Consider the following 25081-nt stretch of genomic DNA (forward strand, 5'->3'; position numbering starts at 1 on the left):
TCAGACACAAGAGGATTCTGTGCGGCACCTGTACATGCCCTCATTCAGGCATCAGCCCTCGTCAAGGCGGGAGTATACAAGAATGTAGTCATGGTTGCAGGTGGAGCAACTGCAAAGCTTGGAATGAACGGAAAGGACCACGTGAAGAAGGAAATGCCGGTCCTTGAAGACGTACTGGGAGCATTTGCAATACTGGTAAGCGAAAACGACGGTGTGAACCCTCAGGTCAGGACAGACCTTGTAGGAAGACATACGGTGGGAACGGGATCCTCTCCACAGGCAGTAATAACATCACTTATTACGGACCCTCTTGACAAGGCAGGCCTTAAGATTACAGACATAGACAAATACTCGGTGGAGATGCAAAACCCCGATATCACAAAGCCTGCAGGAGCAGGAAATGTTCCTGAATCAAACTACAAGATGATAGGAGCCCTTGGAGTAAAAAGAAAAGACATAGAAAGAAAAGAGCTTCCAAATTTCGTTAAGGACCACGGAATGAACGGATGGGCCCCAACCCAGGGACACATACCTTCAGGAGTGCCCTACCTTGGATTTGCAATGGAAGACCTTACTGAAGGAAGCCTGAACAAGGTAATGATAGTAGGAAAGGGAAGCCTCTTCCTCGGAAGGATGACAAACCTCTTTGACGGAGTATCCGTAATCATTGAAAGAAACAGCGGCAAGATTACGTCGGATCAACCGACTGAAAATACATTGTCACGGGATACGGTGAAATCCATGATAGCAGAGGCAATGAGAGGACTTGCATCACAGCTTCTTGACGGACAGGAGTGATGACATGGAAGAGAAGAAGATAAAACAACTCATTGGAAAGACAATGCTTGAAATAGCCGAAGCCATAGAAACAGGATCCTTCGGTCAAAAGACAAGGGTTGGAATAACAATCCTTGGAAGCGAGCATGGAAGCAAGAACCTCATAGACGGAGCAGTCCTCGCGGCAAGGAACAATCCCGACATGGAAGTGGTCCTCATAGGACCGAAGAATGACTCGGGACTAGAGACTGTCGAAGTTGACTCCGAGGAAGAGATGCACACAAAGATGGAGGAGCTCCTTGATTCGAACCACATAAGTGCGTGTGTAACAATGCACTACAACTTCCCAATAGGAGTATCAACGGTAGGAAAGGTATTCACTCCCGGAATGGGAAAAGAGATGTACCTTGCGACAACAACGGGAACATCGTCTGTTCACAGAAGCGAGGCGATGGTGAAGAATGCACTGCACGGAATAATCACAGCCAAGTCAATGGGACTTGAAAACCCTACAGTGGGAATACTGAACCTTGACGGAGCAAGACAGGTTGAAAGGGCACTTAAGGATCTTGATTCAAGAGGATATGCCATAAACTTCGCGGAATCCATGAGATCAGACGGAGGATCCGTAATGAGAGGAAACGACCTTCTCTGCGGAACTGCAGATGTAATGGTTACGGACACCCTCACTGGAAACATAATGATGAAGGTATTCTCCTCATTCACTACCGGAGGAAGCTACGAGGCATCAGGATTCGGCTACGGACCCGGAATAGGAGAGGACTATGAAAGGACAATACTGATCCTTTCAAGGGCATCGGGAATTCCTGTAGTGGCAAATGCATTGGCATATGCGAAGGACCTTGCAAAGGGAAGGCTTGCGGAAAAGAGCAGGACCGAATTCCAGAAAGCTAAAAAGTCAGGACTTGATGAGATACTTGATTCCCTTAAGGAAACAAAGAAGGCTGCGGAAACTGCTGAAGAAGTGAAGATGCCTGAAAAGGAGACTGTTACAGGACAGATAGCGGGAATAGACATCATGGATCTTGAGGATGCAGTTCAGGCCCTGTGGAAGGAAGGCATTTATGCAGAAAGCGGCATGGGGTGTACAGGCCCGATAGTCAGAGTCAATGAAGATAAGATGGAGGATGCTGTAAAAGCTCTTGTGAAGGCTGAATTTCTGGCGGGATGATGCGAATGAATGCATAGAGGCTGTGCCATAACCGGAGATTAACCGGACGAGGTGCAGCCTCTTTCTTGTATCATAAGTCAAGAAATATTAGATGAATTTTTGTGCAGTTGGAACGTCTATATAAGTATCAAATACCCCATAAGCACTATGGCCAAATCTGCACATATATGAACGAACCAGCTGTTGAAAAAGGTATTGTCCTTGTCGTCCAGGAGGTTGAATATTGTTCCTCCAACAAAGAGGCCTGCAATGGCCAATATATAAAGAAGCGGGGAGAACCAGTTCTGGAAGTTTGCTATGTGATAGATTGCAAACATAATAGAGCTTGTTACGTATCCCGTCTTTCTATAGCCGATTTTTTTCAGGTTAAGAAATATGAATCCTCTGAAGAAGTATTCCTCCAGGAGTGAATTGACAAATGACATGTACAATCCATAAAAAAGAAGATTGTCTTTGGTTATTTTGTATTTGTCTGCAAAATCCGTCCTCATGGACTCCATGTCAAGGAAGCCCTTGAAGATGGAGAACATACCTATAAGAAAAAGGAATAATACCAATCCAAGTATTGTGCTGATGCTTTTTATCTTCAGTTTCCTGAAATTCCTTCCGGCATTTTCAATGGAGCCCTTTATGATATTGTCTTTTGTAACAAAGATATAGATAAGTGGAAATGTCAGAAAGGTTATGAGTTTAACTGCTATCTTGGTATTGTAGCTAAGCATCAGTACCTGGTCGGTGATATACAGTGTTGCTATGGTCAACAATGAAGTTGTTATTATATATAATAGCTTTTTTGTTTTCAAATTCAAGTCCTCTTCTATTTATGTTTTAGTTTAGGAAAGCTCATATGCGTAGAAAGCTTACCACCACCAATTATAGCACAGATGGCTTGTGTTTTATAAGTGGTAACGATCATTCACTGACGTAAAAAAGGAATTAATGCAAGAATGCATTTATGTCTTGCATGGTGGGATTCAAAAATGATAAAATGTTCGAGGTCAGTTATATAATTAGGAGGATTCAATTAATGAATGAAAGAAAAATTACTGTAGCCAACCCTACGCCGTTGGGCTTGCTGGGATTGGCTCTCGTCACGATTGTGGCGTCGTCTGCAAAGCTGGGACTCACTACCGGAGTCTCGTACCTGATTCCATGGGTGGTGTTTTTGGGGGCTACTGCACAGCTCATTGCATGTTTCATGGATTTTAAGAAGGACAACATGTTTGGAGCTACGGCATTTGGAGGATATGCATTGTTCTGGTATTCAATGGCAATGGCATGGATGATGAATGCAGGGGTGTTTGGTGAAACCCTTGCCAATGCTGTGGATCCGAAGCAACTTGGATTTGCATTCATAGGATACCTTATATTCAGCGTATTCATGACTGTGGGATCATTGGCAACAAACAAGGTATTATTCATAATATTTTTCCTTATCGATTTGCTGTTTCTGGGATTGTCCCTTTCAACCTTCCATATAATGGAAGAGCTGGCGCATGAACTTGCAGCATATTCGGAGTTCTTGATTTCAATGGTTTCGTTCTACGGTTCGGGAGCAATAATCGTAAACGGTGCTTTCGGCAAGGAAGTGCTTCCCATAGGCAAGGCTATCTACAGCCCTGTGAAAGCCAAACTCAAGAAAGTTGCATAGAGTTATTTAATTAATAAAGGCATTTGAATTTTCGTCTGGAATTCAAATGCCTTTTTAAATTACTAAGTTAAAATGGTTAAGTCGCTTTGTTTAAGGAGAAGTAGAAGGTGGTTCCTTTGTTTACCTGTGATTCTACTTTCAGTTCGGAGCCGTGGGCATCTATTATTGATTTTGAAATGAAGAGTCCAAGTCCGTAGCTTTTCTTGTCCTTGTTGTCGCCCTTGTAGAACATATCGAAAATGTACTTCTGGTCCCTTTCAGGAATTCCTATTCCATTGTCCTTGACTGAAAACAGTATGTGGTCCCTATCTTCTTCTATTTTGAGCGTGACGGTTGATCCTTCCTGTGAATACTTTACGGCATTTGTGATAAGATTGTTGATAACCCTGTTGATTTTTATTGTATCCATATATACCCATGTATTTTCATCAACTTTAATGGATGATTCGAATTTCCTGTTTGAATTTTCCACATAAGCTCTTGACTGCTTTTCCATAGCCCTTGAAGCGGTGACTGCAGATGTCTTTTCCATATTGAGCTTCTGGTTGTATTGCGCTTCATAGGTGGAATCCAGTATGTCAAAGGTTATGTTTTCTATGCCTTCGGCACTTGCATATATTTCTTTTAAAAATCTTTTCCTGTCTTTTTCATCCTTTACCATATCTGAAATGAGGCCCTGTGAAAAGCCCTTGATAAGAGTTATGGATGTCCTCAGGTCATGCGACAGGGTCGATATGAACCTGGCTGTTTCGTATGATTTCTTTTCAAGTGAGGTTGTCAGTTCCTCCGAGGTGCGTATGAGGTCATAGCTGTCTTTTTCCAGTGAGCTCCTCCTGTCCAGATATTCCTTAAGGTTTTCATATGAATTGTTCAGGTTTTCCAGTTCATCTTCTTTTTTTCCGTTGAAGGTGCTCTTTGTTTTTGCTATTGTGGTGTCAAGATAGTTGCTGCTGTCGGTTATGCTGTTTATATAGTTTGTAATTGATACTATGGGTTTGGATATCTTTCCCGACACAAGTATGCTTGTTGCTATTGCTGCAAAAATGAGCAGTATTCCCAAGCCAAATACGTATATGAGAAGACGGGCTGATTTTTGCTCAAGTTCCTTTTCAGGAAGGTTTGCCATGAGAATCCAGTTGTTGCTGTTCATCTGCTTGTATGTTCTGATGAGACCTTCTGAACGGTCCTTGATGAAGGTGTCCTTGCTTAAGCCGGTCAGGTTGATCTCGTAGTCGGAGTTTTCTACTCTTTGGCCGATTTTTTCAGAATCAACATGAGATAGAATGAAGCCGTTTGAATCGATGATCACATAGTATCCGGATTTTCCCAACTCGAAGTCTTTGATGAAGTTTATGAATTCCTCGGCTCTGATGGCTATCCCTGCCAGGGCTATCAGCTCACCTTGGTTGTCAGTGATGGGATAAACGGTGTTGACTATCATTGATCCGTCTGATTTTGCATGGAGGATGTCGCTTGTGACAAGCATTTTTGTTTCCAGTGATTTCTGAACATATTCCCTTTCCGAAAGGTCGAGATATATTGCTTCTGTCATTGTTGTAGAAATAATTACGCCTGATGTATCTATGATGAAGAGGTCCATATGGTAGTTTCTTTCACTGTTCAGTTCATCCATTCTGGCTGAAAGGTAACTGTTTAGGTCATACATTTCCATTTCACCCTTGAGGAATTTTTCCACCTGTACATCCCGGGCAAGGAGCTGTGTTTCCTGTTGTATGGATTCCACCAGAAGGTCTATTTTTTCCTGTGCTCTCAACAGCTGTACTTCCATATATTTTTCAGCCTCGTCGTTTAGGACCTTGGCTGATATGGAATAAATGAACAAGCTGATGATAATCAGAAATATTATGATTATTATGCTGATCATCAGAGTGATTTTCTTTTTAAGACTCATATTATCATCCTTTGCATCTAATTTGGCTATATAAAAAATAGAGTATTCTGCATATTTGCAGATACCCTATTTTATCATATTTCAGTTGAAGTTAGAACAACAGATAGGCTACAGGTGCGGCTATGAGTATTGTAAGTGCTGTTCTTTCTGCCCAGATTATGAGTATCTCCTTCAATGAAATTGGTATTTCCGTAGACAGGATGCATGGTATTGATGCCGAGAAGAACAGTATGGACGATACGCTTACTACTCCTATTACATACTTTGTGATGATGTCTGAACCGGCAACCAGAAGTGCAGGCAGGAACATCTCTGCAATTTCAAGACCTGAAGCCTTGGCCGCAAGCATCGGGTCAGGAACTCTCGCCAAAAGAGTAAATGGATAGAAGATGTATCCTATGATGTCGAATACCGGCGTATATTTTGCAAGCAGAAGACCGAAGAGTCCTATGGAAAGTATGGATGGCAGTATTCCCATTGTCATCTTGAATCCGTCTCTCAGGTTTTCATATATGTTTTGAAGGAAAGGCGTTGAATTTTCTGCTGCCTCCATTCCTTCGGACCAAGCATTTGCAAATATGTTTCCTTCCTTTTTTTCATGGACGTCAGGATTGTCAATTATGTATTCGTCGCTCTTCCTGCTCAAGGGATAGAGTCTGACGGTGATGGCCGATACTATGAATGTTATTACAAGGGTTGACCAGAAGTATATGTTCCACTGCTCCATGAGTCCAAGGGTCTTGGCAACGACTATCATGAATGTCGCGGATACTGTTGAAAATCCTGTTGCTATTATGCAGGCTTCCTTGATTGTGTATTTTCCTTCCTTGAAGACTCTGTTTGTGATCAGCAGACCTATGGAATAGCTTCCTACGAAAGAAGCGACAGCATCTATTGCAGATTTTCCTGGAGTTTTCCATATCGGCTTCATTACAGGTTCCATGATTATTCCTATGAACTCCAGAAGACCATATCCCACCAGGAATGTAAGGAAAATTGCTCCAACGGGAACTATGAGTCCTACAGGGATAACCAGCTTGTTGAACAGGAATGGTATCATGTCAGGTTCGAACAAAACCGCAGGTCCTATGTTGAAGATTGCCATGACTGCAACGGCGATTCCGAAGACCTTGAATATTGAAAATACCATATCCACCTTTGTCTTGTTCCATGTCTTGTTTTTGAATGGCAGTACTGCCCCAAGTATTATAACGATCAGTGCATAGTATGGTGTAAGAGGGGCAAGGTTGGTTTTTATTCCCGTTACTATATGGTCCAGCAGTATAGTGGACTTGCCTCCAAGTTCCACGGGGATGAAAAACATTAGTATTCCGATGAAGCTGAAGATGAAAAATTTAAGAATTGTGTTGATTGAGTATGATTTCTTTTCTGTTAATTGTTTTCTTTGTTCCATTGAATGTTCCTCCTTGTATTTTTACAGCTTCAGAAAGTCAAATATGTGTCATTCCACAATTATGTCTAACAGCTCCCTACTCCGTCGGTACAAAAATTTTTAAATCAATAATGATAATTTTAGCACCTCCAAGTCGAGACCTCGCTGTTATACATTATTGCTCCATTGACATGATTTATAAGGATGACTTTCCTCTGCAACTAAAATATACCATAGAAAAATCGTTTTCTTGCGATGTTGACGGGTTTTATATTCAACTGTAATTGAATTGTGATATTTTGTCATGAAACTGTTATAATTATAGGAGGAAGTATTGTTATATAATAATTATTGTGAATGTTGTTTATAATAGGTGAAGGAGGCAGCCATGGACAGCAGAGTTTTGATAGTGGATGACGACAAGAGGATAGTGAACCTCATTCAGGAGTACATGAAGATGTATGATATCAAGTCCGTTGCGGCATACAGCGGAAAGGACGCCCTTGCAATGCTGGATGAAAGAGTGAGCCTCATAATCCTGGATATCAACATGGATGACATGGACGGTATAACTCTTTGTGAAAAGATCCGTGTAACAAATGACGTGCCCATAATTTTCCTCAGCGCAAATGCCACTCAGTACGACAAGGTGAGGGGACTTGGCGTTGGAGCCGACGACTATATAACGAAGCCCTTCGACCCCGTTGTGCTGATTGCAAAGATAAAGGCCCACCTTCGAAGAGCCGAAAGGTATGGGAGGGACAGCTACGACAGGGCAGTGGAATTCGGCGATATAAAGGTCTACAGGAATGCCTACAAGGTGACGGCTGGGGGAGAGGATATAAGCCTGTCCAATACTGAGTTCAAGCTTCTGCTATACTTCATCGACAATGCATATACTGCTCTTACAAGAAAACAGATACTCTACAATGTATGGGAAAGTGAAGTCTACGATGAAGGTACGGTTACAACCTATGTGAACAGGCTGAGAAGCAAGATAGACAAGGATGAAAAACATATCAAGTCTGTCAGGGGAGTAGGGTATATTTTTGAGAAATAGGAATGTAAAAGGAGATGCGGGTGCATCTCCTTTAAATATTGCCAGGTTTTGTTGTAGACACTTTAGGAGCATCTTTCAGTCTATAAGTATCTGTATTTCATAATTCGCTTCGCTGTAGGGGCTGTTGCTCAGGAATTTAAATTCTTCTGCAATGACTATTTCTGCCTTGATATCGTTTTTCTTCAGGTAATCGCTCAATTCACCAACATCACATTTTTCAGACAATAACTTGGTGCAGTAGCATAGATAGTTGCCTTTTGGAATTTCCACAATATATTTTTCCGGATGACTTTCCTCGAACTCTACACCAACTGTAGATTTTTCAAATAGTATTTGATTGTTTTTCAACGCATTTCCATCCAATATATAGCCATAGGGATTCAGAAAGCTGATGGCATCGGTAAAATGTTTTCTGGTGATTTTCCTCAGCCCCAAATCCATTTCATATACGGTTTCATCCTTTTTACAGTCATAGGCTACATAACAGCGCTTCTCTATCCGTCTTGTATATATGCTTTTGTTCATATGTACAATCTTGCAGTATTCATAATAGTCTTCCAGTTTGTTTAGACTGACATTTAGTATTTCCAGTTTGTGCATCTCTTGCTCGATTCTTTCCTTTTCCTTGTTGAAGAAGTTTCTTATATAAACAGGATCATTGCCGCTGTCAAGAGCCTTTCCCAGTTCTTTCAAGGGTATGTTCAGTTTCTTGAACCGTTTTATCTTGTCTATTGTGGCAAACTGATCATAGGAGTAATATCGATAGCCGGTACTCTCATTGATATGAACAGGCTTGAGCAAGCCGATATCATCATAGTAACGCAGGGTCTTAATAGGAATATTGTTTAATTTGGATGTTTCGCCAATAGAAAATAACTTCATTTTTTCCTGCCTTCAAAAATATTTTTCATATGCTGTTGACTCTCCACAGACTGTATATATTATCATTGTTTGTGAGATACATTTTGAATTTAATTTTATTATGAGGTGATTTATATGTCAAGTTGCGATTTAAGCAACGCTAGGTTTGACACAAAAATGATACATGCTGGACATGTAGTGGATCCGGTGAACAGGTCCATGGCAATGCCCATACACCAGACAGCTACATTCGCTTTTGATACGGTGGAGCAGATGGACAAGGCATGGGACGATTTGGGGTATTTGTATACAAGAGAAGGTAACCCTACTGTGATCGCGCTGGAAAAAAGACTGGCTGCCATGGAAGGAGGCGAATCCTGTGTCGTGACCGGATCGGGAATGGGGGCTGTTGCCACGACACTGTTGAGTCTTTGCAGGAAGGGGGACAATATAGTAGCTTCCAAAGGTCTGTTTTTTCACAGCGACATCCTTCTTAAGGAATTGTTTGAAAAAATGGATATAACCGTTGACTTTGTGGATTTCAAGAATATTGACGAGGTTAAGGGTGAAATCAAGGACAATACATCAATACTATTGTTTGAAACTCCGGAAAATCCTGCTCTTAGTGTTGTTGATATTGCTGAAATGTCTAAGCTCTCGAAGGAAAACAATTGCATATTGATAGTGGACAGCACATTTGCACCACCGCCAATTTCTTTCCCATTATCATTGGGTGCAGATATCGTAATACACAGCCTGACCAAATACATCAATGGACATGGAGATGCATTGGGAGGAGCGGTAATAGGCTCAAAAAAACATATGGATATCATTAAGTATCCAGGAATGCCTTGTTTTACAGGTGCAGCCTTGTCTCCCTTCAATGCCTGGCTGATACTTCGGGGAATGGAAACGCTGGAGATGCGTGTAACAAAACATTGCAGTTCGGCAATGGAAGTTGCAAGTTATCTGGAGTCCAATCCCCATGTTGAAAAGGTCATATATCCGGCTTTGGAATCTCATCCTGACAATGGGATATGCAAAAGGCAAATGAACAATATGGGAGGAGGAATAGTATCTTTCTGGTTAAAGGACGGCATCAATGGTTTAAGCGTAAGGGAGGCGGACTATATGCTTTGCAATAAAACAAAGCTGTTTTCCATAGCTACCAGTTTGGGTGAGGCCCACAGCCTGATTCAGGTGGAAAATGACGATATGCTGAGGCTGGCAATTGGGCTTGAAAACCACGAAGATATAATAAATGACCTGAAACAGGCTTTTTCAATATTTGATTGAAATGGAGAAGTTTTTGTCAGGCATGGAGGTTCATTGGGAGGTGTTGTAAACAAGTTGAAGATGATGAAATAGGAGGTGGAACCGTATTTTCATGATGAAAGGGTGGAATAGAGGAGTATCTAGCGGTTTGGGGGATTTGATGCAAAAGCAGTTTTATAAAAGAACAGAAATTAATTAAATATTATGAGGTGGTGTCTATGTTAACATTTTTGGATAATTCAATAATTTTTATTGCAGGAATAATAATTCTGGGAATAGGATATTTTTTCTCGAAAATAACAAAGGATATGGAGAGTTTTTATCTGGCAAACAGAAGCTTGCCCTGGTCTCTCCTGGTAGGTACGCTTGTTGCCTCCTGGTATGGGGCAGCCGGTGTAATAGGATCAATAGGATATGCCGCAGTATATGGTATTTCCGTATGGGCTGTATGGTGTATAGCCGCACATGCTGCCAGAATACCCCTTGCCCTGTGGGTAGGACCCAAAGTGCAGGTCAGGACTGATGTAACGATTCCGGATTTGCTGGAAAACCTGTACGGCAAGAAAGTTGCCATAATCGGTGCCTGTGTACTGGTATTTTCATGTGCAAGCTTCGGATGTCTTCTGGGTGGAGCCCGAATAGGTCTTGCGGCCTGGGGCATACCTGAAGTGATGTTTGGAATAATATTGATAACACTTACAGTTGTTATAGCTTCCCTGGGAGGACTCATGGGTGTAGCCGTAACAGACATGATAATGTTTTTCTTCATGGTTTTCGGTGTCACAATGGTGTTCCCCGGATTGTTTTCCGAGATCGGAGGATTTGCCGGCCTTCAGGCTGCATTAGGCGACAATGCTGAAACCTTGCTGCACCCGACAAAAGGAATGTCTCTTGGTAAGATGGTGACACTGGTGATCCTTTCATTCAATGTATATGCAGATCCATCTTTCTATCAGAGGTTTTCTGCTGCTGAATCTGCAAAATCTGCACGAAGGGCATTGCTTACATGTTTCTCCCTTTGGATAGTTTTCGATATAATTCTTACTGTCATGGGAATCCTTGTTACGGCCTTTAGACCGGAGGCACAGCCTGAAGTCGCCTATATAACATTGGTATTGGAATCCTTGCCCGTTGGAGTTAAAGGACTGTTCATGCTGGGGCTCCTTGGAGCTACAATTTCAACCCTTGACAGTTACTACCTGGTAGGTGCGACTCTTGTAACCAATGACATATATGCAAGACTTAGAGGCCCTGAGAATATAACCCAGGAACAAATTGTCAAAATTACAAGAATAGCAATTGTCGTAGTAGGTTTCCTGGGACTTACAATAGCATTCAGGTTTGAATTGATCTATGATGTAGTTGTGTGGATGCAGGGGATTTCCATGTCTGTATTATTTGTACCTGTTGTAGGCGGTTTAATGTACAGGGGAAGAAAAACCGAAATGGGAGGATTGCTTTCCATGGTTGGAGGATGTGGTACCCTGTTGATACTTAGAGCGATTGAGTTTTCGGTTTTCAGCCCTGTGTTCATCGCATTGGCGGCAGCCTTTATCTGCTACAATATTGGAAATCGTATCGGAGAAGATAGAAATGGGATTCAGCCTGTTGCAGCCGGCAATGGGGAATAATAAATAAGGAGAATTATTATGGTAGATAATACAAAGAATGTAGATGACGTATTGAAGATTGACTGGATTGGCTTGGATGGATTTCTTGTGCTGCTGTATGCTTGCATAGTAGCGACAATAATGTATGGAATCATGATCAGAAGTGATTTTATTATTGGAAAGCTGGCACCATATGGATTGATGACGGCAGTCACATTGATTTTCGCATCTTACCTGTTTCAGGTGGCATCCTTCATAAGGGTCAACAAAAAATAAAGAGCAGTAAAAGAAGTTGGAAGAGAGTAGTATAGTATTAAGTATGAATTGGAGTATGATATGAAAATTAACTGTTATCCTTTAAAGATGGACTATGAAGAAGCAATGGAACTTGCACAAAAAAAAGGATCGATTTTTGGTAAAATGATGCTTATGAACAAGCAGGTTTCGGAAGTTAAGCTGCTTTATGTTGAATATAAGATAATCAACTATGAGATGATTCATGAACCGAACATCATCAGTAAAATCATGAAAAAGAAGACCGACATGAAGAAACAAAATGTGAGGGTCTTGGGAAACGGTACAACCGGTGGTGCATCTCTAATAACTTCAATGCCTGAAATTGAAACCATAGATGTAAAAAGAGACATGGTACAGCATGCTGAGTATGGTGATGACAGAATGATAAACAGGGGCAGGAGTCTTATAAGAAAAGTTGTCAGGAGGCGTTCAGGAGGATTTCCCTCAATAAACGTTGTGAATACCCGGAAAGTATACAGGCCGTTTTACATTGCATATTATGGCGATTTGAAGGAAAACACCAAAGTTCAGTATATCCCGATTCCTGCCGATGGTTGTAAAAATCAGAGAAGCATGTAGTTTTAGCAGGCCTTGGTATTCGTGTTTGATTCAAACATGCTAAACCTTCTGATATATATACATAACACAGAAAAAAGTGGCGTTCCAGTAAGAACGCCACTTTTTTCAATTGAATTGATGTTTGTATTGGAATAATCTTTTGAATGTATTAAAATTATTAGTATACTTAATAAAATATCTGATTCAGAACTTAAAGAGTCTTAAAATATTGTTTTCGAATATGAAACTGAAGGGTTTCCGATAGACTAAGAGAATTATGCTGAAGAGAAAAGGATATAATGTTGAAAGGGGATGCAGCAATGGAAGGAATATTCTTGATTGGAGCAGGGTCCTATGGTGATGTCATATACGATCTTGCAGTGGAGTGCGGTTATGAGGTTCTTGGATATTATGACGACACAATGGATGCGGGTACTGTTGTCAACGGAGTAGAGGTTCTTGGACCAATAAAGGAATTTCTTGATCAGGAAGCAATAGAGGGAAACTATGCTGTTACAATAGGAAATGTCGGCATAAGGAACGACTGGTTCAGGATAATAAGGGCGAAGGGTGGAGATACTCCTTCTCTTGTACACCCAAGCTCATATGTAAGCCCGTCGGCAGAAATTGGAGAGGGGGTATATATCCAGCCTTCCGTCAGCATATGGACAAAGGTGAAAATCGGTGATTTTTGCATTGTGGCACCAATGTCTTCCATATCTCATCATACAGTCCTGGGAGAAGGTTGTTTCATCACTCCGGGATGCACAATAGGTTCGAAAATTGTTTTCGGAAGGAAGGTCTTCGTCGGCATGGGTTCTACGGTCATGAGCGGTGTCAGGAAGATGGGAGACTGCAGTTTTGTTGGGGCGGGGTCCCTGGTTATCAAGGATGTTGATGAAGGCGGCAAGGTATTTGGAAGCCCTGCAAAAGTGAGGGAATAACAGTTGGATTCATGAGATTGATACAAAAATTAGATGAATGCATGACAAAGGTTGTGCTGGGAGATGCTTATGAAAAAACTTATTATTAATCTGGCGCCGACAGGAATGGTTCCCACCAAGGAAATGACAGTCCATGTACCCGTTACCCCTGAGGAAATATTTAATGATGTTGATAAATGTGTTGAATTGGGCGTATCCATGGTTCATTTGCATGCCAGGGATGATATTACCGGAAATCCTACATATAAGAAGGAAGTTTATGAACGTATCATATACAAGATAAGGGAAAAGCATCCGAATCTTGTTCTCGTGGGATCAACCAGTGGAAGGAATTTCAGTGAATTTGAAAAAAGGTCCCAGGTTTTGGACATCAAGGGTGATTTGAAGCCTGATATGGCCAGTCTTACCATGGGATCCATGAATTTCATGAAGGTCAGCAGTGTAAATAGTCCTGACATGATACAAAAGCTGGCTTATAAAATGCTGGAAAATGGAATAAAACCGGAAATTGAGATATTCAGCAGTGGAATGCTTAAGTTTACCCAGTATCTAATAAAAAAGGAATTGCTTAAACCGCCATATTACATCAATGTTTTGGTGGGAAATATAGCTACGATGCAGGATGATCTTCTGGACATAGGTGTTGTAAAGGCAAATCTTCCTGAGGACTCATACTTTTCCATTGCCGGGCTGGGCAAGTGCCAGAAGGACATGAACATTCTTGGGATGGCAGTGGCCCATGGAGTAAGAACCGGTGTTGAGGATTATATTTGGATGGATTCCAGGAAAAAGGAATATGCTACGAATTACAAGCTTGTAAAAAGAGTCAGGGATGTTGCAGACATAATGGATATTGAAACCATGAAACCGGAGGAACTTAGAAACATACTTGATTTGGAAAAGAAGGTGATCTAGTGAAAAACGGATTTGAAAATCCAATATATGTAACCAAACCTTTGTTGCCTGAGCTAGAGAAAATCAACAGTCGCCTTGAAAAAATCTGGAAAACGGGCATGCTCACAAATATGGGAGAACAGCACAGGGAGCTTGAAGAAAAACTTAGTCAATATCTGGCTTGTGAAAATATTACTCTTTTCAACAATGGAACCATTGCACTTATGGCGGGTCTTAAGGCACTTGACTTGAAAGGCGAGGTCATTACCACTCCCTTCACCTTTCCTGCGACTGTTCAGGCCCTGGAATGGAACGGATTGAAACCTGTATTCTGTGACATTGATCCTGTTTCAATGACTATGGATGCCGGGAAAATAGAGGATCTTATTAATGAAAATACTTCTGCAATATTGGGTGTGCATGTATTTGACAATATTTGTGATGTAAGGAAGATTGATGAAATAAGCAAAAAATACAATCTTAAAATTGTATATGATGCAGCGCATTCCTTTGGGTCCATATATGAAGGTGTTCCCGTATGGGAATTTGGTGACATGTCAATGTTCAGCTTTCATGCAACCAAGCTTTTCAACACTATTGAAGGCGGATGCATCATATCAAAAGACGCCGGTATTACAGAGCGGCTTGAACTGATGAAGAGCTTTGGAAGAGACAAGGATGGGAAGGTGGCTGACTGGGGTATAAACGGCAAACTCAATGAGTTTCAGGCTGCCATGGGCATTGAGGTGTTGAAACTTGTGGCCGGGGAAAAGGAAAAAAGGATAGGCCTGGCAAAAATATACAATGCAATACTTGGTGATATAGAGGGAATAAGAGTAGTAACGGAAGCTTGCAGGAGTAGGAGCTGTCAGTATCTGGTGGTGGAGATTGACGAGGAGAAGTTCGGCAAATCAAGGGATATGGTTTTTGAAGCTTTGAATTCCAGCAATGTATTTCCTAGAAAGTACTTTCATCCACTTTGCTCTGATACTGATTGGTACAGAATGGATTACAGCAATAAAGAATTGAAGCATGCACAATCTGCATCTGAAAGAGTCCTGGCACTTCCTTTTTATGGAGGCTTGTCTGAGGAAAATGTGGAAAAAATCTGCAACATAATATTGAATTGTTGATAAATCTAATTTCATTCAGTTCAAAAATGATTTGGGAGTGATTACATGAAGGGAATAATACTGGCAGGTGGATCTGGAACAAGATTACACCCAATTACAAAATCCGTAACGAAGCAGCTGTTGCCCGTATATGACAAGCCTATGATATACTACCCCTTGTCTGTACTGATGCTTGCGGGAATCAGGGAAATCATGATAATAACCTGTGAAGACGATCTGCATTCGTTTGAGAAGCTCTTGGATGACGGCAGCGAGCTTGGACTTTCCATCCAATACGCTATACAGAAAGAACCCAGGGGTATTGCGGAAGCATTTATAATTGCTGAGGATTTCATTGGGGAAAGCAATGTATGCCTGGTTCTTGGAGACAATCTTTTCTATGGAACAGGTCTGGTGAACTCTCTGCAAAGAGCAAGGAGTCTGGGTAAAGGAGCTCTTGTTTTCGGGTGCTTTGTCAGCAATCCAAGTGAATTTGGAGTGGTGGAAATAGATGATGACGAAAATGTATTGTCCATTGAGGAGAAGCCCGAGAATCCAAAGTCAAATTATGCCGTACCGGGGCTGTATTTCTATGACAATGATGTAGTGGAAGTTGCAAAGTGTATAGAACCTTCAGACAGGGGGGAACTTGAAATAACCTCTGTCAACAATGAGTATCTGAAAAGAGGCTTGCTTGACATTGAAGTTTTCAGCAGGGGAACGGCATGGATGGACATGGGTAACTGCAAGAGTCTTCTCAATGCATCGGTTTTTGTAGATGCCGTACAAAGCAGGCAGGGGCTTTACATTGCATGTATTGAAGAAATTGCATACAGGATGGATTATATAGACAGGGAACAGCTGAAGAGTCTGGCAGGAAGGATGAAGAATACAGAATATGGCAAGTATCTTCAAATGATTTATGAAACCCAGTGAAATGAACTTTGCCGGTCCAAAAAACCAGACACAATTGTTACAAATAATTAACAAATTGACATAAAAATGGGTTGAAAGGTAATGAGGTTATATAGTATTCTTATTAATATAATAAAACATAAATCAGAGGCGCAGTCATATGGTAGTCCAGGATGTGAAGAAATGGAACGTTCGATGCCGAAGACAAAGGATATGTCTGCCGAAAGAATGCACAGGTTCCTGTCTGTATTCTTGGTGACTGGGGGTACACCTTTGTCACTGCCATAAATATATGGAGAGCTGTTTATGTAATGGATATTGAGTTGATTTTCATTGCAGACAGTTGAACTATTGGGAGCACTGGAAATCATCCGGTGTTTTTTATTTTGGCAAAAAAAAAATTTAAGGATGTTTTATTCCACAATAAGTTTCGTTTCTATTCATTCAATCTACCATATACAGTTGAACCATCTATATACTTTAGATTTCATGAATTGACTCAACTATAATTGTGGCATAAAACCAGGAGGATGTATCAAAATGAAATCAGTAATCAGAATCAGAATGAGCTCTCATGATGCTCACTACGGCGGTGGTCTTGTGGATGGCGCAAGAATGCTTCAATTGTTTGGGGACGTTGCAACGGAGCTCCTGATCAGAAACGATGGAGACGAAGGTCTTTTCAAGGCTTATGACAGCGTGGAGTTCATGGCACCTGTATATGCGGGAGACTATATCGAGGCTACAGGTGAAATAATCAAGACAGGAAACACTTCGAGAAAAATGGTTTTCGAAGCAAGAAAGGTAATAATTCCAAGGCCGGAACTCAGCGATTCTGCTGCAGAGGTTCTAGAAGAGCCTATAGTTGTATGCAGGGCAAGCGGCACTTGTGTTGTGCCCAAGGACAAGCAGAGAATGGTGAAAGAGGAATGCAGCAGATAAAACTGCATGTATTGAAAGATGTATTAAGACGCTGAAAAACCGGATGATCATTGAGTTGATTCATCCGGTTTTTTATATCAGGTTCGGTTTTAATTCAGCTTTGGAAAGTCAAAATCAATGAGACAGCACTTCTGTCCAGACTCTGTCGTATGCTTCTATCTTGTCGCCAAGGTCTCTGAACATTTCCACCCTGTCAAGGATTTCGGCTGAAGGGTTGAAGCCCGGATTGTCGAAAAGGAATTCTTCTACTTCATTTACAGCCTCGTCGTGGACTGTTGAGTACCATACGTAGTCTATGTTTCTTAGTGTTGTTTCCTTCCTGCAGAGGAAGTCTATGAACTTTTCGGCTTCTTCAACATTCTTGGCATTTGAAGGCATGAACATTGCATCAACCCAGATGTTTGATCCTTCCTTGGGAACATAGTAATTGAGCTTTTCGTTTTCACCCATTGCGGCAACAGCCTCTCCCGACCACAGAAGTGCTATGGCAGCCTCGTCTCCTATCATCATGTCCCTTACCTCGTCTACTACATAGGCCATTACAAGGGGCTTTTGCTGGATGAGAAGGTCCCTGGCTTCTTCAAGCTCTCCCTCGTCAAGGGTATTCAGGGAATATCCAAGTTTCTTGAGGGCTGCTGCAAGGGAATCTCTCTGGCTGTCCATCATCAGAATCTGACCAGAGTATTTTTCATCCCATAGAAGGTCCCAGCTGTCGGGAGTTCCTTCAACCACTTCTGTGTTGTAGAGTATTCCTAGGGTCCCCCAGAAATAAGGTACGGTATACTTGCCATCCGGATCGTAAGGCTGCTTCTTGAATTCTTCCATTATATACTGATAGTTTGGAATATTGTCGTAGTTTATCTCGTTGACCATGCCCTCGTTTATGAGTCTTTCTATCATATAGTCACTGGATATTATGAGGTCGAAATCGGTGGCTCCAGCCTTCACTTTGGTGTACATGTCCTCAGGGGTTGGGTATATCTCGTAGTTCACCTCTATGCCGTATTCTTCTTCGAATTCATCAAGAAGGTCCATATCTATGTATTCGCCATAGTTGAATACGTTGAGAACAGGCTTTTCTTCCTGGGCACATCCTGCCGATAAGGCTAGAATAAATGCCAAAACAAGCAAAACAGATATTCTTCTTTTCATTTAATCCTCCCTCGATTCATATTGATTTTTTGTTCTTTTGTTTATAATCAAAAGCAAACTCAGGACGAAGCCGAGCATTATGGTTGATAATGCATTGATTGTCGGCTTCACGCCTCTTCTTGCCATCGAATATACGACTATGGACAAATTTGTCACTCCGGAGCCCGTGGTGAAGAAGCTTATTACGAAGTCGTCCACTGACATGGTGAAGGCTATCAGGAAACCTGTTATTATTCCGGGCATTATTTGCGGTACAATTATCTTCCTTAACGCGTAGAAAGGTGTTGCACCAAGGTCCATGGCAGCCTCGGCCAGGTGCCGGTCCATCCCCTTCAGCTTGGGCAGCACGGCCAGTATGACGAAGGGAATGTCGAAGGTTATGTGTGAAAGCAGCATTGACATGAATCCCAGTTTCATGTTCACCGACAGATAGAGTATCATGAGGGAAAGTCCCGTTACGATGTCTGGATTTACAACCGGAATATAATTTATATTCAAGAGGATGTTCCTGGACCTCTTTCTCATGCTGAATATCCCTATTGCGGATATTGTCCCCGCAATTGTTGAGATGGTAGCTGCCAGTACTGCGATTACCAATGTGTAGTACAGGGCCGTCTTGATGTCCCTGTCCTTGAGAAGCTCCCCGTACCATTTCAGTGTGAAGCCTCCCCATGACCCCCTGGAAGTGGAGTCGTTGAAGGAATACACCACCAGTACGGCTATAGGGGCATAGAGGAACAAGAAGACCAATGTCATGTAGATCCTGTTGAGATGCTTTCTTACCACAGTCCACCGCCTCCTTCCTTGTCGACATCAAACCGGTTCATGACGGACATTGAAAGCAGTATTATAATCATCATTATTATGGCTACGGCGGAACCGAAGTTCCAGTTTCCCGTCACGAGGAACAGCTTTTCGATGAGTGTACCTATGAGAGCCTTCTTGTTGCCGCCCAGCAGTCTCGGGATTACAAAGGAGCTTACTGCAGGCATGAATACCATGACTATGCCAGATATGACTCCGGGCATGCTTAAAGGCAGTATTACCTTGAAAAATGTCCTCCTTGAATCCGCACCCAGGTCGTAGGCTGCTTCTATGATTCCCCTGTCCATCCTGTTGAGGACCGTGTATATGGGCAGAACCATGAATGGAAGGAAGTTGTAGACCATACCTATTATTATGGCTCTGTTGTTGTAGAGGAGGTTCGCCTTAGGCAGTCCTATCATGTTGAAAAAGTTGTTTATGAGTCCGTTGTTGCCGAGGATCGTCATCCAGGAATATGTCCTCAGAAGCATGTTCATCCACATGGGCAGTATGAATAGCATGAGGATGGTGTTCCTGAATTTTTCAGGCATGTTTGCTATCAGATAAGCCACGGGATATCCTATTGCAAGGCAAAGGACCGTTGATATCAGTGCAAGGGCAAGTGATCTGCCAAGGACCTCCAGATAAAGGGGGTCGAAGAATGTACTGTAGTGGTCCAGTGTGAAGCTTAGAGTCTTTATGTTGTTGACTTCCTTTACCGTTATGCTGTAGAGGAAAACCAGAATGACGGGAAGAATTATAAACAGGGCCATCCATATGGTGTAGGGATAGGCCAGATATTTTTGTCTAGATTTCATTACTACCCTCCGGAAATTGCCTGCTTCTTCATTATATGTATGTCTTCAGGCGTGAACTTTATTCCTGCTTCAGTGCCCGGCTCGGACTTCAAGGTACTCTGTACCATGAGCTCGACATCATCCACTTGAATAATCATCTCGTAGTGAACGCCCTTGAATATGGCGGATGTTACCGTACCACTGAGCATACCTTCCGACTTTTCCGTTATTACAAGGTCCTCGGGCCTCAATACGACGTCTATTTCTTCATTCCTTCCGAAGCCGTAGTCGACACATTCGAACTTCCTTCCAAGGAATGTCACCAGATAGTCGTCTTCCATGATTCCCTCAACTATGTTGCTCTCGCCAATGAAGTCGGCCACAAAGGCGTTTTCAGGCTCGTTGTATATGTCGACAGGAGTGCCCGTCTGCTGAATCTCGCCGTTGTTCATCACAACCACAGTATCGGACATGGTGAGTGCCTCCTCCTGGTCGTGGGTTACATATATGAAGGTGATTCCAACCTCCTTCTGCATGTTCTTCAGCTCCAGCTGCATTTCCTTCCTGAGCTTGAGGTCCAGTGCTCCCAGAGGCTCGTCGAGGAGAAGGACCTTGGGCTTGTTTACAAGTGCCCTTGCTATGGCAATTCTCTGCTGCTGGCCACCTGACAATGATTCTATATCCCTTTTTTCGAAGCCTGAAAGTCCCACCAGCTTGAGCATTCCGGAAACATCTTCCCTGATCTTCTTCTCACCGAATTTCTTTATCCTAAGCCCGAAGGCTATGTTTTCATATACATTGAGATGAGGGAATAGTGCGTATTTCTGAAATACTGTATTTATCTGCCTCTTGTGGGGAGGCAGGTCGTTTATGACTTTACCGTTGAAGAAAACCTCTCCTTCGGACGGGCTTTCAAATCCACCTATTATCCTCAGCATGGTTGTCTTGCCGCATCCGCTGGGGCCCAGCAGGGTGACGAATTCATTCTCTTTTACACATAGGTTTATTCGGTCAAGGACTCTAATGTGGTAGTCCTTGGATATGCCCTTGAGTTCAATAATATTTTTGCTCATCGCTCCTCCAGTGAACATGTTTGCTGAAAATCCCCTTCATTATTATTATAAATCCATACAACTGAAAACACAAATATATTGAATGTTATGCCTGCCATTATCAAACTTTCACTATTTCAACAACCGGGCCAAGACGAATAATGATTTTCAACTTCCTTTTACTTGATGTATAATGGTTGTATAAGGGAGGCGATTTCATGAAGCTTTACAATAGATTTAAAACAAGTGCAGAGGGATTTTCAAGGGCTTTTTCAAGATTTCCCCTGACGGCTCTTTTTCTTGTCGCTATAGTGGTTTTGGACGGCATGATGATCAATGATTATGACCTTGATTTTGAGAAGTATCTGGCTACCTTTGCTGTCGGTGCTTGTCTCAGCATGGTGTTCCAGATGGCTTATGAAAGATTCTGTACCAGGCTTGCTGCCAGGATCATGTTTATGGTCATTGCAATTCTGCTGACTCTCGGATATTATCTTACAGTCATGAACCTTTCTGAATTCAGTGAGGAGATTGGCGTCAAGACGATGGTTGTGATTTTCGGTCTCTTAATAGGATTTCTTTGGGTGCCGTCAATAAGGAGCAGGATTTCATTCAATGAAAGCTTCATGGCAGGATTCAAGGCTTTCTTCATAGCCTTATTCTTTTCAGGTGTATTGATGGCAGGTCTTTCAATGATTTACGGTGCAACGGACCAGCTGCTCTTTGACGTGTCCGAGAAGATATATCCACATACCGCAAACATTGTATTCGTTCTTTTTGCCGCAATGTATTTCCTTTCACTGACACCCAAGTATCCTGGAATCAAGGAACTTGCTTCCGGTGAGGAGGAACTGAAATCAATAGAGGCTGATGTGTCGAAATTCACATTCTGTCCAAAATATCTTGAGATACTCATATCCTATATAATAGTTCCCCTGTCAATGGTGTTTACAGTGATACTACTCTTGTACATAGTCAGGAACATCGGTGGAGTCTTCTGGGAGGACGACCTCCTCGAGCCCATGCTTGTATCGTATATTGTTGTGGTCATACTATTATATATTCTTGCTAGCAGACTTGAAAACCAGCTGGCATCAGTGTTCAGGAAGGTGTTTCCCAAGGTTCTTCTGCCAATAGTTCTTTTTCAGACAGTCAATTCATTCCTGCGTATAGGCAGCTACGGCCTTACCTATGGGAGGTACTATGTCATACTGTTCGGCATATTCGCCTTCATATCCGGTCTTGTGTTCACATTCAGATCTGTTGAAAAGAACGGCTTGGTTCCCATGGTTCTCATAATATGCATAGCCATATCCGTGGTTCCTCCAGTGGATGCATTCACTGTAAGCAGGACAAGCCAGATAAGGATGTTCAAGAATGTGCTGGTCAACAATGGCATGCTTAAGGACGGTGAAATAGTGGCCAATCCGGAGATCGACGAGGAGGAAAAGGAGAAAATATCAGAGATCACTGAATATTTGTACCATATGGACTATACGGATGACATTGAATGGCTGCCTGAGGATTTCGAGTATTATGAGGACTTCAATGATGTTTTCGGATTTTCACCCTACGAGAAGATGGATAGGGGAGATGAAAACGAGCTGCACATCTGGACTGATATGAATATTGTAGATATAAGCGGATACGACTTTTTCATTCAAACCCATATGGGATTCTTTGAAGACGGCAAGAATGACAGTGATGAGCATGAGTTTGAAAAGGATGGAAAAAGCTTCAGCATAAGCCAGTCTTATACCGATGATGATGTCAGGATTTCACTGTACGATTCAGCCGGAAGGGAAATGGTCAGTCTCTGGGGCAGGGACATACTTGATGAATTCGAAGACTATGAAGGCTATGTTGAACTTGGATTGGATGAGGTATATGCAATTGCTGAAAACGACCAGTGCGCCCTTAAGGCATATATTCAGCGTATTGATATCTACGACAGGGAAAACCCGCATTTCGATGTCGACATGTATCTGTTGGTGAAGATAAAGTAAAATGGATTCAAGATTATTACAAGAAAAGTTTGACTTATATAGGAATCTGCTCGAAGCAGATTCCTTTTGCATTTAAACTGTATTTTGTGTATTCTATAGTTGTTGAATATTTGGGGATTTGTGTCTGGAGGTATGATATGGCTGTAATAGACTGCATTTGCATGAGCGAGGGAAGAACAAAACTTATTAGGTGCTTCGGCTTCACTGAAGAAGGCGGGGAGATAATCAACCATATAGATATAGTAGAGAAAGGCGGTCTCGATTTTCTTGAAAACATGGGAGCAACAGATTCCGGAAATGTAGAGATAGTAGGGAAGACATATGGCTATCAATGGATATATCTTCCGGATCTTGGCAGCTGCCTCGTGCTGAGCAGGGAGGCCTTCATGAAGAAACTGTATGAGGAGTTCATGGACAGCATGGATGAAGGGGTGCAGATATACGACAAGAGCGGCTTCACCCTCTATATTAACAGGATGAGTGAGGAAATAGAGGGTATAAGCAGAGATGAATTCCTCAACAAGCATCTTCTTGACCTTTATGCCTTTGACGAGAATCAAAGAAGTGAAAGTACAATACTTTCAACATTGAGGCACAAGGAGCCCATACTGAACAGATGCGACAAGTATGTCACCGGCAAGGGGAAGACATTGACCACCATAAATACTGCAAAGCCATTGTTTATGGGTGGTGAAATAGAAGGGGCGGCACTGTTCGAGAACGACTTCAAGACGTTGAACAGGAAATATGACCTGTCTTACCATCTGAAGAGATATATCGACAAGGCTGAAAGCAACAATCCTTTTAATCTATACAGTTTTTCCGACATAGTCTACAAGTCAAGAAAGATGGACAGAATGATAAATCTTGCCAAGAAGGTTGCCTTCAACAAGGCCAACATCCTCATTTGCGGAGATACCGGAACGGGAAAGGAATTGATTGCCCAGGCCATACATACCTATGGCGACAGGAAGTCCTCTCCTCAGAAACCCTTTGTTTCCGTCAACTGCAGCGCAGTGCCTGAAAACCTGGCGGAAAGCCTCTTCTTTGGTACAGTGAAGGGATCATTTACGGGAAGCATCGATTCGAGAGGGTATTTCGAGCAGGCAAATGGCGGAACACTGTTTCTTGACGAGGTGAATTCCATGAGTCTGGACCTCCAGAAGAAGCTTTTGAGAGCCCTTCAGGAGAAGGTGTTCAGGAAGGTCGGAAGTGAAAAATACGAAAAGTGCAATATAAGGATAATAGCCAGCACAAACGAGCCCCTTGAGGATCTTATAGGCAAGGGGCTAATGAGAAAGGATTTCTATTTCAGGATTTCTACAGTGGTCCTGGAAGTGCCCAGCCTGTCTGAAAGGATGGATGATCTGGACATACTCGTTGACAGGTTCATAGACAAGTACAACAGTATATATGGCTTGAAGGCCAAGGGGATGAGCAATAAGGCTCTTGACGTGTTGAGGGTTTATGAATGGCCTGGAAATGTGAGGGAGCTTCAGCATGTTGTGGAGTATTGCTTCAATATTGCTTCAAAGGATGTTGTTCTCTTTGACAGGGAGCATCTTCCCGAATATCTTTTAAGGACCTTCAAAAAATTTGTTCTGCAGCCGGAAGAGGGTGAAGATGAAGCAACTGAAGGTGAAGACATGGGATTTGTTTCAATGGAGGAAGATGATGATCTTCAGTCGGCAATGGAAAAATATGAGAAGTCAATAATAATGAAGATACTTGAAGAATATGGTGGAAATGTAACGAAAACAGCGGAAAGGCTTAACATAAGAAGACAGAGTCTTCAATACAGGATGAAGAAGTACAATATATAGACGGCAAACAGGTGGTGCGGGAAATTGGTGCATATTCATTTGGCATAATAGCAT

23 protein-coding genes and 1 riboswitch are annotated in these 25081 nt (G+C 42.1%); of the genes, 15 read left to right on the forward strand and 8 right to left on the reverse strand.

The annotated features are described in order from the left end of the window. A partial coding sequence (locus BUB05_RS01790) for a DUF5940 domain-containing protein (RefSeq protein ID WP_245819710.1) occupies positions 1-798 on the forward strand: 798 nt, incomplete at its 5' end. 4 nt (positions 799-802) lie between these two features. Continuing rightward, the gene (gene grdD, locus BUB05_RS01795) at positions 803-1969 is read left to right on the forward strand and encodes a glycine/sarcosine/betaine reductase complex component C subunit alpha (protein ID WP_073046258.1); all 1167 of its coding nucleotides are present in this window, start codon (positions 803-805) and stop codon (positions 1967-1969) included. A gap of 116 nt (positions 1970-2085) precedes the next feature. Here grdD and BUB05_RS01800 read toward each other — a convergent pair whose 3' ends face one another. Then, positions 2086-2772 (reverse strand): CPBP family intramembrane glutamic endopeptidase, encoded by a 687-nt coding sequence (locus BUB05_RS01800; RefSeq protein ID WP_073046262.1) that lies wholly within the window; start codon positions 2770-2772, stop codon positions 2086-2088. A 224-nt stretch (positions 2773-2996) separates the two neighbouring features. Here BUB05_RS01800 and BUB05_RS01805 point away from each other — a divergent pair, with 224 nt between their 5' ends. Continuing rightward, the gene (locus tag BUB05_RS01805) at positions 2997-3620 is read left to right on the forward strand and encodes an acetate uptake transporter (RefSeq protein ID WP_073046265.1); all 624 of its coding nucleotides are present in this window, start codon (positions 2997-2999) and stop codon (positions 3618-3620) included. 76 nt (positions 3621-3696) lie between these two features. On the opposite strand, the gene BUB05_RS01810 is transcribed toward BUB05_RS01805, so the two are convergent. Next, the gene (locus BUB05_RS01810) at positions 3697-5532 is read right to left on the reverse strand and encodes a sensor histidine kinase (RefSeq protein WP_073046267.1); all 1836 of its coding nucleotides are present in this window, start codon (positions 5530-5532) and stop codon (positions 3697-3699) included. Between the two features lie 91 nt (positions 5533-5623). Continuing rightward, positions 5624-6946, reverse strand: a complete 1323-nt coding sequence (locus tag BUB05_RS01815) for a YjiH family protein (RefSeq protein WP_073046270.1) — start codon at positions 6944-6946, stop codon at positions 5624-5626. Between the two features lie 367 nt (positions 6947-7313). Here BUB05_RS01815 and BUB05_RS01820 point away from each other — a divergent pair, with 367 nt between their 5' ends. After that, the gene (locus tag BUB05_RS01820) at positions 7314-7985 is read left to right on the forward strand and encodes a response regulator transcription factor (protein WP_073046272.1); all 672 of its coding nucleotides are present in this window, start codon (positions 7314-7316) and stop codon (positions 7983-7985) included. 75 nt (positions 7986-8060) lie between these two features. On the opposite strand, the gene BUB05_RS01825 is transcribed toward BUB05_RS01820, so the two are convergent. Then, positions 8061-8867 carry a MerR family transcriptional regulator gene (locus tag BUB05_RS01825; protein WP_073046274.1) on the reverse strand — a complete coding sequence of 269 codons (807 nt, stop codon included), beginning with the start codon at positions 8865-8867 and terminating at the stop codon, positions 8061-8063. Between the two features lie 114 nt (positions 8868-8981). On the opposite strand from BUB05_RS01825, the gene BUB05_RS01830 reads away from it, so the two are divergent. The 9 genes from BUB05_RS01830 (at position 8982) to kal (ending at position 17393) form a co-directional block, all read left to right on the forward strand. Beyond that, entirely contained in the window at positions 8982-10142 is a 1161-nt protein-coding gene (locus BUB05_RS01830; protein WP_073046276.1) for a trans-sulfuration enzyme family protein, read from the forward strand. A 197-nt stretch (positions 10143-10339) separates the two neighbouring features. Beyond that, positions 10340-11752: a sodium:solute symporter family protein gene (locus BUB05_RS01835; protein WP_073046278.1), complete on the forward strand. Its 1413-nt coding sequence runs from the start codon at positions 10340-10342 to the stop codon at positions 11750-11752. Positions 11753-11770: 18 nt separating this feature from the next. After that, on the forward strand, positions 11771-12007 hold the full coding sequence (locus tag BUB05_RS01840; RefSeq protein WP_073046280.1) for a hypothetical protein: 237 nt from the start codon (positions 11771-11773) through the stop codon (positions 12005-12007). A gap of 60 nt (positions 12008-12067) precedes the next feature. Next, the gene (locus tag BUB05_RS01845; RefSeq protein ID WP_073046282.1) at positions 12068-12607 is read left to right on the forward strand and encodes a hypothetical protein; all 540 of its coding nucleotides are present in this window, start codon (positions 12068-12070) and stop codon (positions 12605-12607) included. 278 nt (positions 12608-12885) lie between these two features. Next, a complete protein-coding gene (locus BUB05_RS01850) occupies positions 12886-13530 on the forward strand; it encodes a NeuD/PglB/VioB family sugar acetyltransferase (RefSeq protein WP_073046284.1) in 645 nt (214 codons plus the stop codon). A 69-nt stretch (positions 13531-13599) separates the two neighbouring features. Next, the gene (locus tag BUB05_RS01855; protein ID WP_245819712.1) at positions 13600-14445 is read left to right on the forward strand and encodes a beta-keto acid cleavage family enzyme; all 846 of its coding nucleotides are present in this window, start codon (positions 13600-13602) and stop codon (positions 14443-14445) included. Beyond that, on the forward strand, positions 14445-15557 hold the full coding sequence (locus BUB05_RS01860) for a DegT/DnrJ/EryC1/StrS family aminotransferase (RefSeq protein ID WP_073046288.1): 1113 nt from the start codon (positions 14445-14447) through the stop codon (positions 15555-15557). The genes BUB05_RS01855 and BUB05_RS01860 overlap by 1 nt, the downstream gene beginning before the upstream one ends. A gap of 45 nt (positions 15558-15602) precedes the next feature. Next, positions 15603-16472, forward strand: coding sequence for a glucose-1-phosphate thymidylyltransferase RfbA (gene rfbA, locus BUB05_RS01865; RefSeq protein WP_073046291.1), 870 nt, complete (start codon positions 15603-15605; stop codon positions 16470-16472). 116 nt (positions 16473-16588) lie between these two features. Next, positions 16589-16762, forward strand: a riboswitch (Lysine riboswitch). A gap of 229 nt (positions 16763-16991) precedes the next feature. Continuing rightward, positions 16992-17393: a 3-aminobutyryl-CoA ammonia lyase gene (gene kal, locus BUB05_RS01870; RefSeq protein ID WP_073046293.1), complete on the forward strand. Its 402-nt coding sequence runs from the start codon at positions 16992-16994 to the stop codon at positions 17391-17393. Positions 17394-17507: 114 nt separating this feature from the next. Here kal and BUB05_RS01875 read toward each other — a convergent pair whose 3' ends face one another. The 4 genes from BUB05_RS01875 to potA are packed head-to-tail and all read right to left on the reverse strand — an operon-like array spanning position 17508 to position 21219. Next, on the reverse strand, positions 17508-18545 hold the full coding sequence (locus BUB05_RS01875; RefSeq protein WP_073046295.1) for an ABC transporter substrate-binding protein: 1038 nt from the start codon (positions 18543-18545) through the stop codon (positions 17508-17510). Beyond that, positions 18546-19331: an ABC transporter permease gene (locus tag BUB05_RS01880; protein ID WP_245819714.1), complete on the reverse strand. Its 786-nt coding sequence runs from the start codon at positions 19329-19331 to the stop codon at positions 18546-18548. Next, complete coding sequence (locus BUB05_RS01885; protein WP_073046298.1) at positions 19325-20167, reverse strand: ABC transporter permease; 843 nt, start codon at positions 20165-20167, stop codon at positions 19325-19327. The genes BUB05_RS01880 and BUB05_RS01885 overlap by 7 nt, the downstream gene beginning before the upstream one ends. Before the next feature lie 2 nt (positions 20168-20169). Next, positions 20170-21219, reverse strand: a complete 1050-nt coding sequence (potA, locus tag BUB05_RS01890; protein WP_073046302.1) for a spermidine/putrescine ABC transporter ATP-binding protein — start codon at positions 21217-21219, stop codon at positions 20170-20172. A 197-nt stretch (positions 21220-21416) separates the two neighbouring features. Between potA and BUB05_RS01895 the strand changes: the two genes are divergently transcribed. Then, positions 21417-23204, forward strand: coding sequence for a DUF4153 domain-containing protein (locus BUB05_RS01895; protein WP_073046305.1), 1788 nt, complete (start codon positions 21417-21419; stop codon positions 23202-23204). A 137-nt stretch (positions 23205-23341) separates the two neighbouring features. Continuing rightward, a complete protein-coding gene (locus BUB05_RS01900) occupies positions 23342-25027 on the forward strand; it encodes a sigma-54 interaction domain-containing protein (protein ID WP_094762638.1) in 1686 nt (561 codons plus the stop codon). The last annotated feature ends 54 nt before the right edge of the window (positions 25028-25081 follow it).

It is taken from the genome of Dethiosulfatibacter aminovorans DSM 17477 (assembly GCF_900142005.1).
GTDB lineage: Bacteria > Bacillota > Clostridia > Tissierellales > Dethiosulfatibacteraceae > Dethiosulfatibacter > Dethiosulfatibacter aminovorans.

Bases quoted from the DNA above. Each gene is read 5' to 3' on its own strand.
- BUB05_RS01825 (WP_073046274.1), bottom strand. From the start codon at position 8,867: ATGAAGTTATTTTCTATTGGCGAAACATCCAAATTAAACAATATTCCT.
- BUB05_RS01900 (WP_094762638.1), top strand. From the start codon at position 23,342: ATGGCTGTAATAGACTGCATTTGCATGAGCGAGGGAAGAACAAAACTT.
- BUB05_RS01895 (WP_073046305.1), top strand. From the start codon at position 21,417: ATGAAGCTTTACAATAGATTTAAAACAAGTGCAGAGGGATTTTCAAGG.
- potA (WP_073046302.1), bottom strand. From the start codon at position 21,219: ATGAGCAAAAATATTATTGAACTCAAGGGCATATCCAAGGACTACCAC.
- BUB05_RS01845 (WP_073046282.1), top strand. From the start codon at position 12,068: ATGAAAATTAACTGTTATCCTTTAAAGATGGACTATGAAGAAGCAATG.
- BUB05_RS01835 (WP_073046278.1), top strand. From the start codon at position 10,340: ATGTTAACATTTTTGGATAATTCAATAATTTTTATTGCAGGAATAATA.
- BUB05_RS01830 (WP_073046276.1), top strand. From the start codon at position 8,982: ATGTCAAGTTGCGATTTAAGCAACGCTAGGTTTGACACAAAAATGATA.
- BUB05_RS01820 (WP_073046272.1), top strand. From the start codon at position 7,314: ATGGACAGCAGAGTTTTGATAGTGGATGACGACAAGAGGATAGTGAAC.
- grdD (WP_073046258.1), top strand. From the start codon at position 803: ATGGAAGAGAAGAAGATAAAACAACTCATTGGAAAGACAATGCTTGAA.
- BUB05_RS01885 (WP_073046298.1), bottom strand. From the start codon at position 20,167: ATGAAATCTAGACAAAAATATCTGGCCTATCCCTACACCATATGGATG.
- BUB05_RS01855 (WP_245819712.1), top strand. From the start codon at position 13,600: ATGAAAAAACTTATTATTAATCTGGCGCCGACAGGAATGGTTCCCACC.
- BUB05_RS01815 (WP_073046270.1), bottom strand. From the start codon at position 6,946: ATGGAACAAAGAAAACAATTAACAGAAAAGAAATCATACTCAATCAAC.
- BUB05_RS01850 (WP_073046284.1), top strand. From the start codon at position 12,886: ATGTTGAAAGGGGATGCAGCAATGGAAGGAATATTCTTGATTGGAGCA.
- rfbA (WP_073046291.1), top strand. From the start codon at position 15,603: ATGAAGGGAATAATACTGGCAGGTGGATCTGGAACAAGATTACACCCA.
- BUB05_RS01840 (WP_073046280.1), top strand. From the start codon at position 11,771: ATGGTAGATAATACAAAGAATGTAGATGACGTATTGAAGATTGACTGG.
- BUB05_RS01810 (WP_073046267.1), bottom strand. From the start codon at position 5,532: ATGAGTCTTAAAAAGAAAATCACTCTGATGATCAGCATAATAATCATA.
- kal (WP_073046293.1), top strand. From the start codon at position 16,992: ATGAAATCAGTAATCAGAATCAGAATGAGCTCTCATGATGCTCACTAC.
- BUB05_RS01805 (WP_073046265.1), top strand. From the start codon at position 2,997: ATGAATGAAAGAAAAATTACTGTAGCCAACCCTACGCCGTTGGGCTTG.
- BUB05_RS01875 (WP_073046295.1), bottom strand. From the start codon at position 18,545: ATGAAAAGAAGAATATCTGTTTTGCTTGTTTTGGCATTTATTCTAGCC.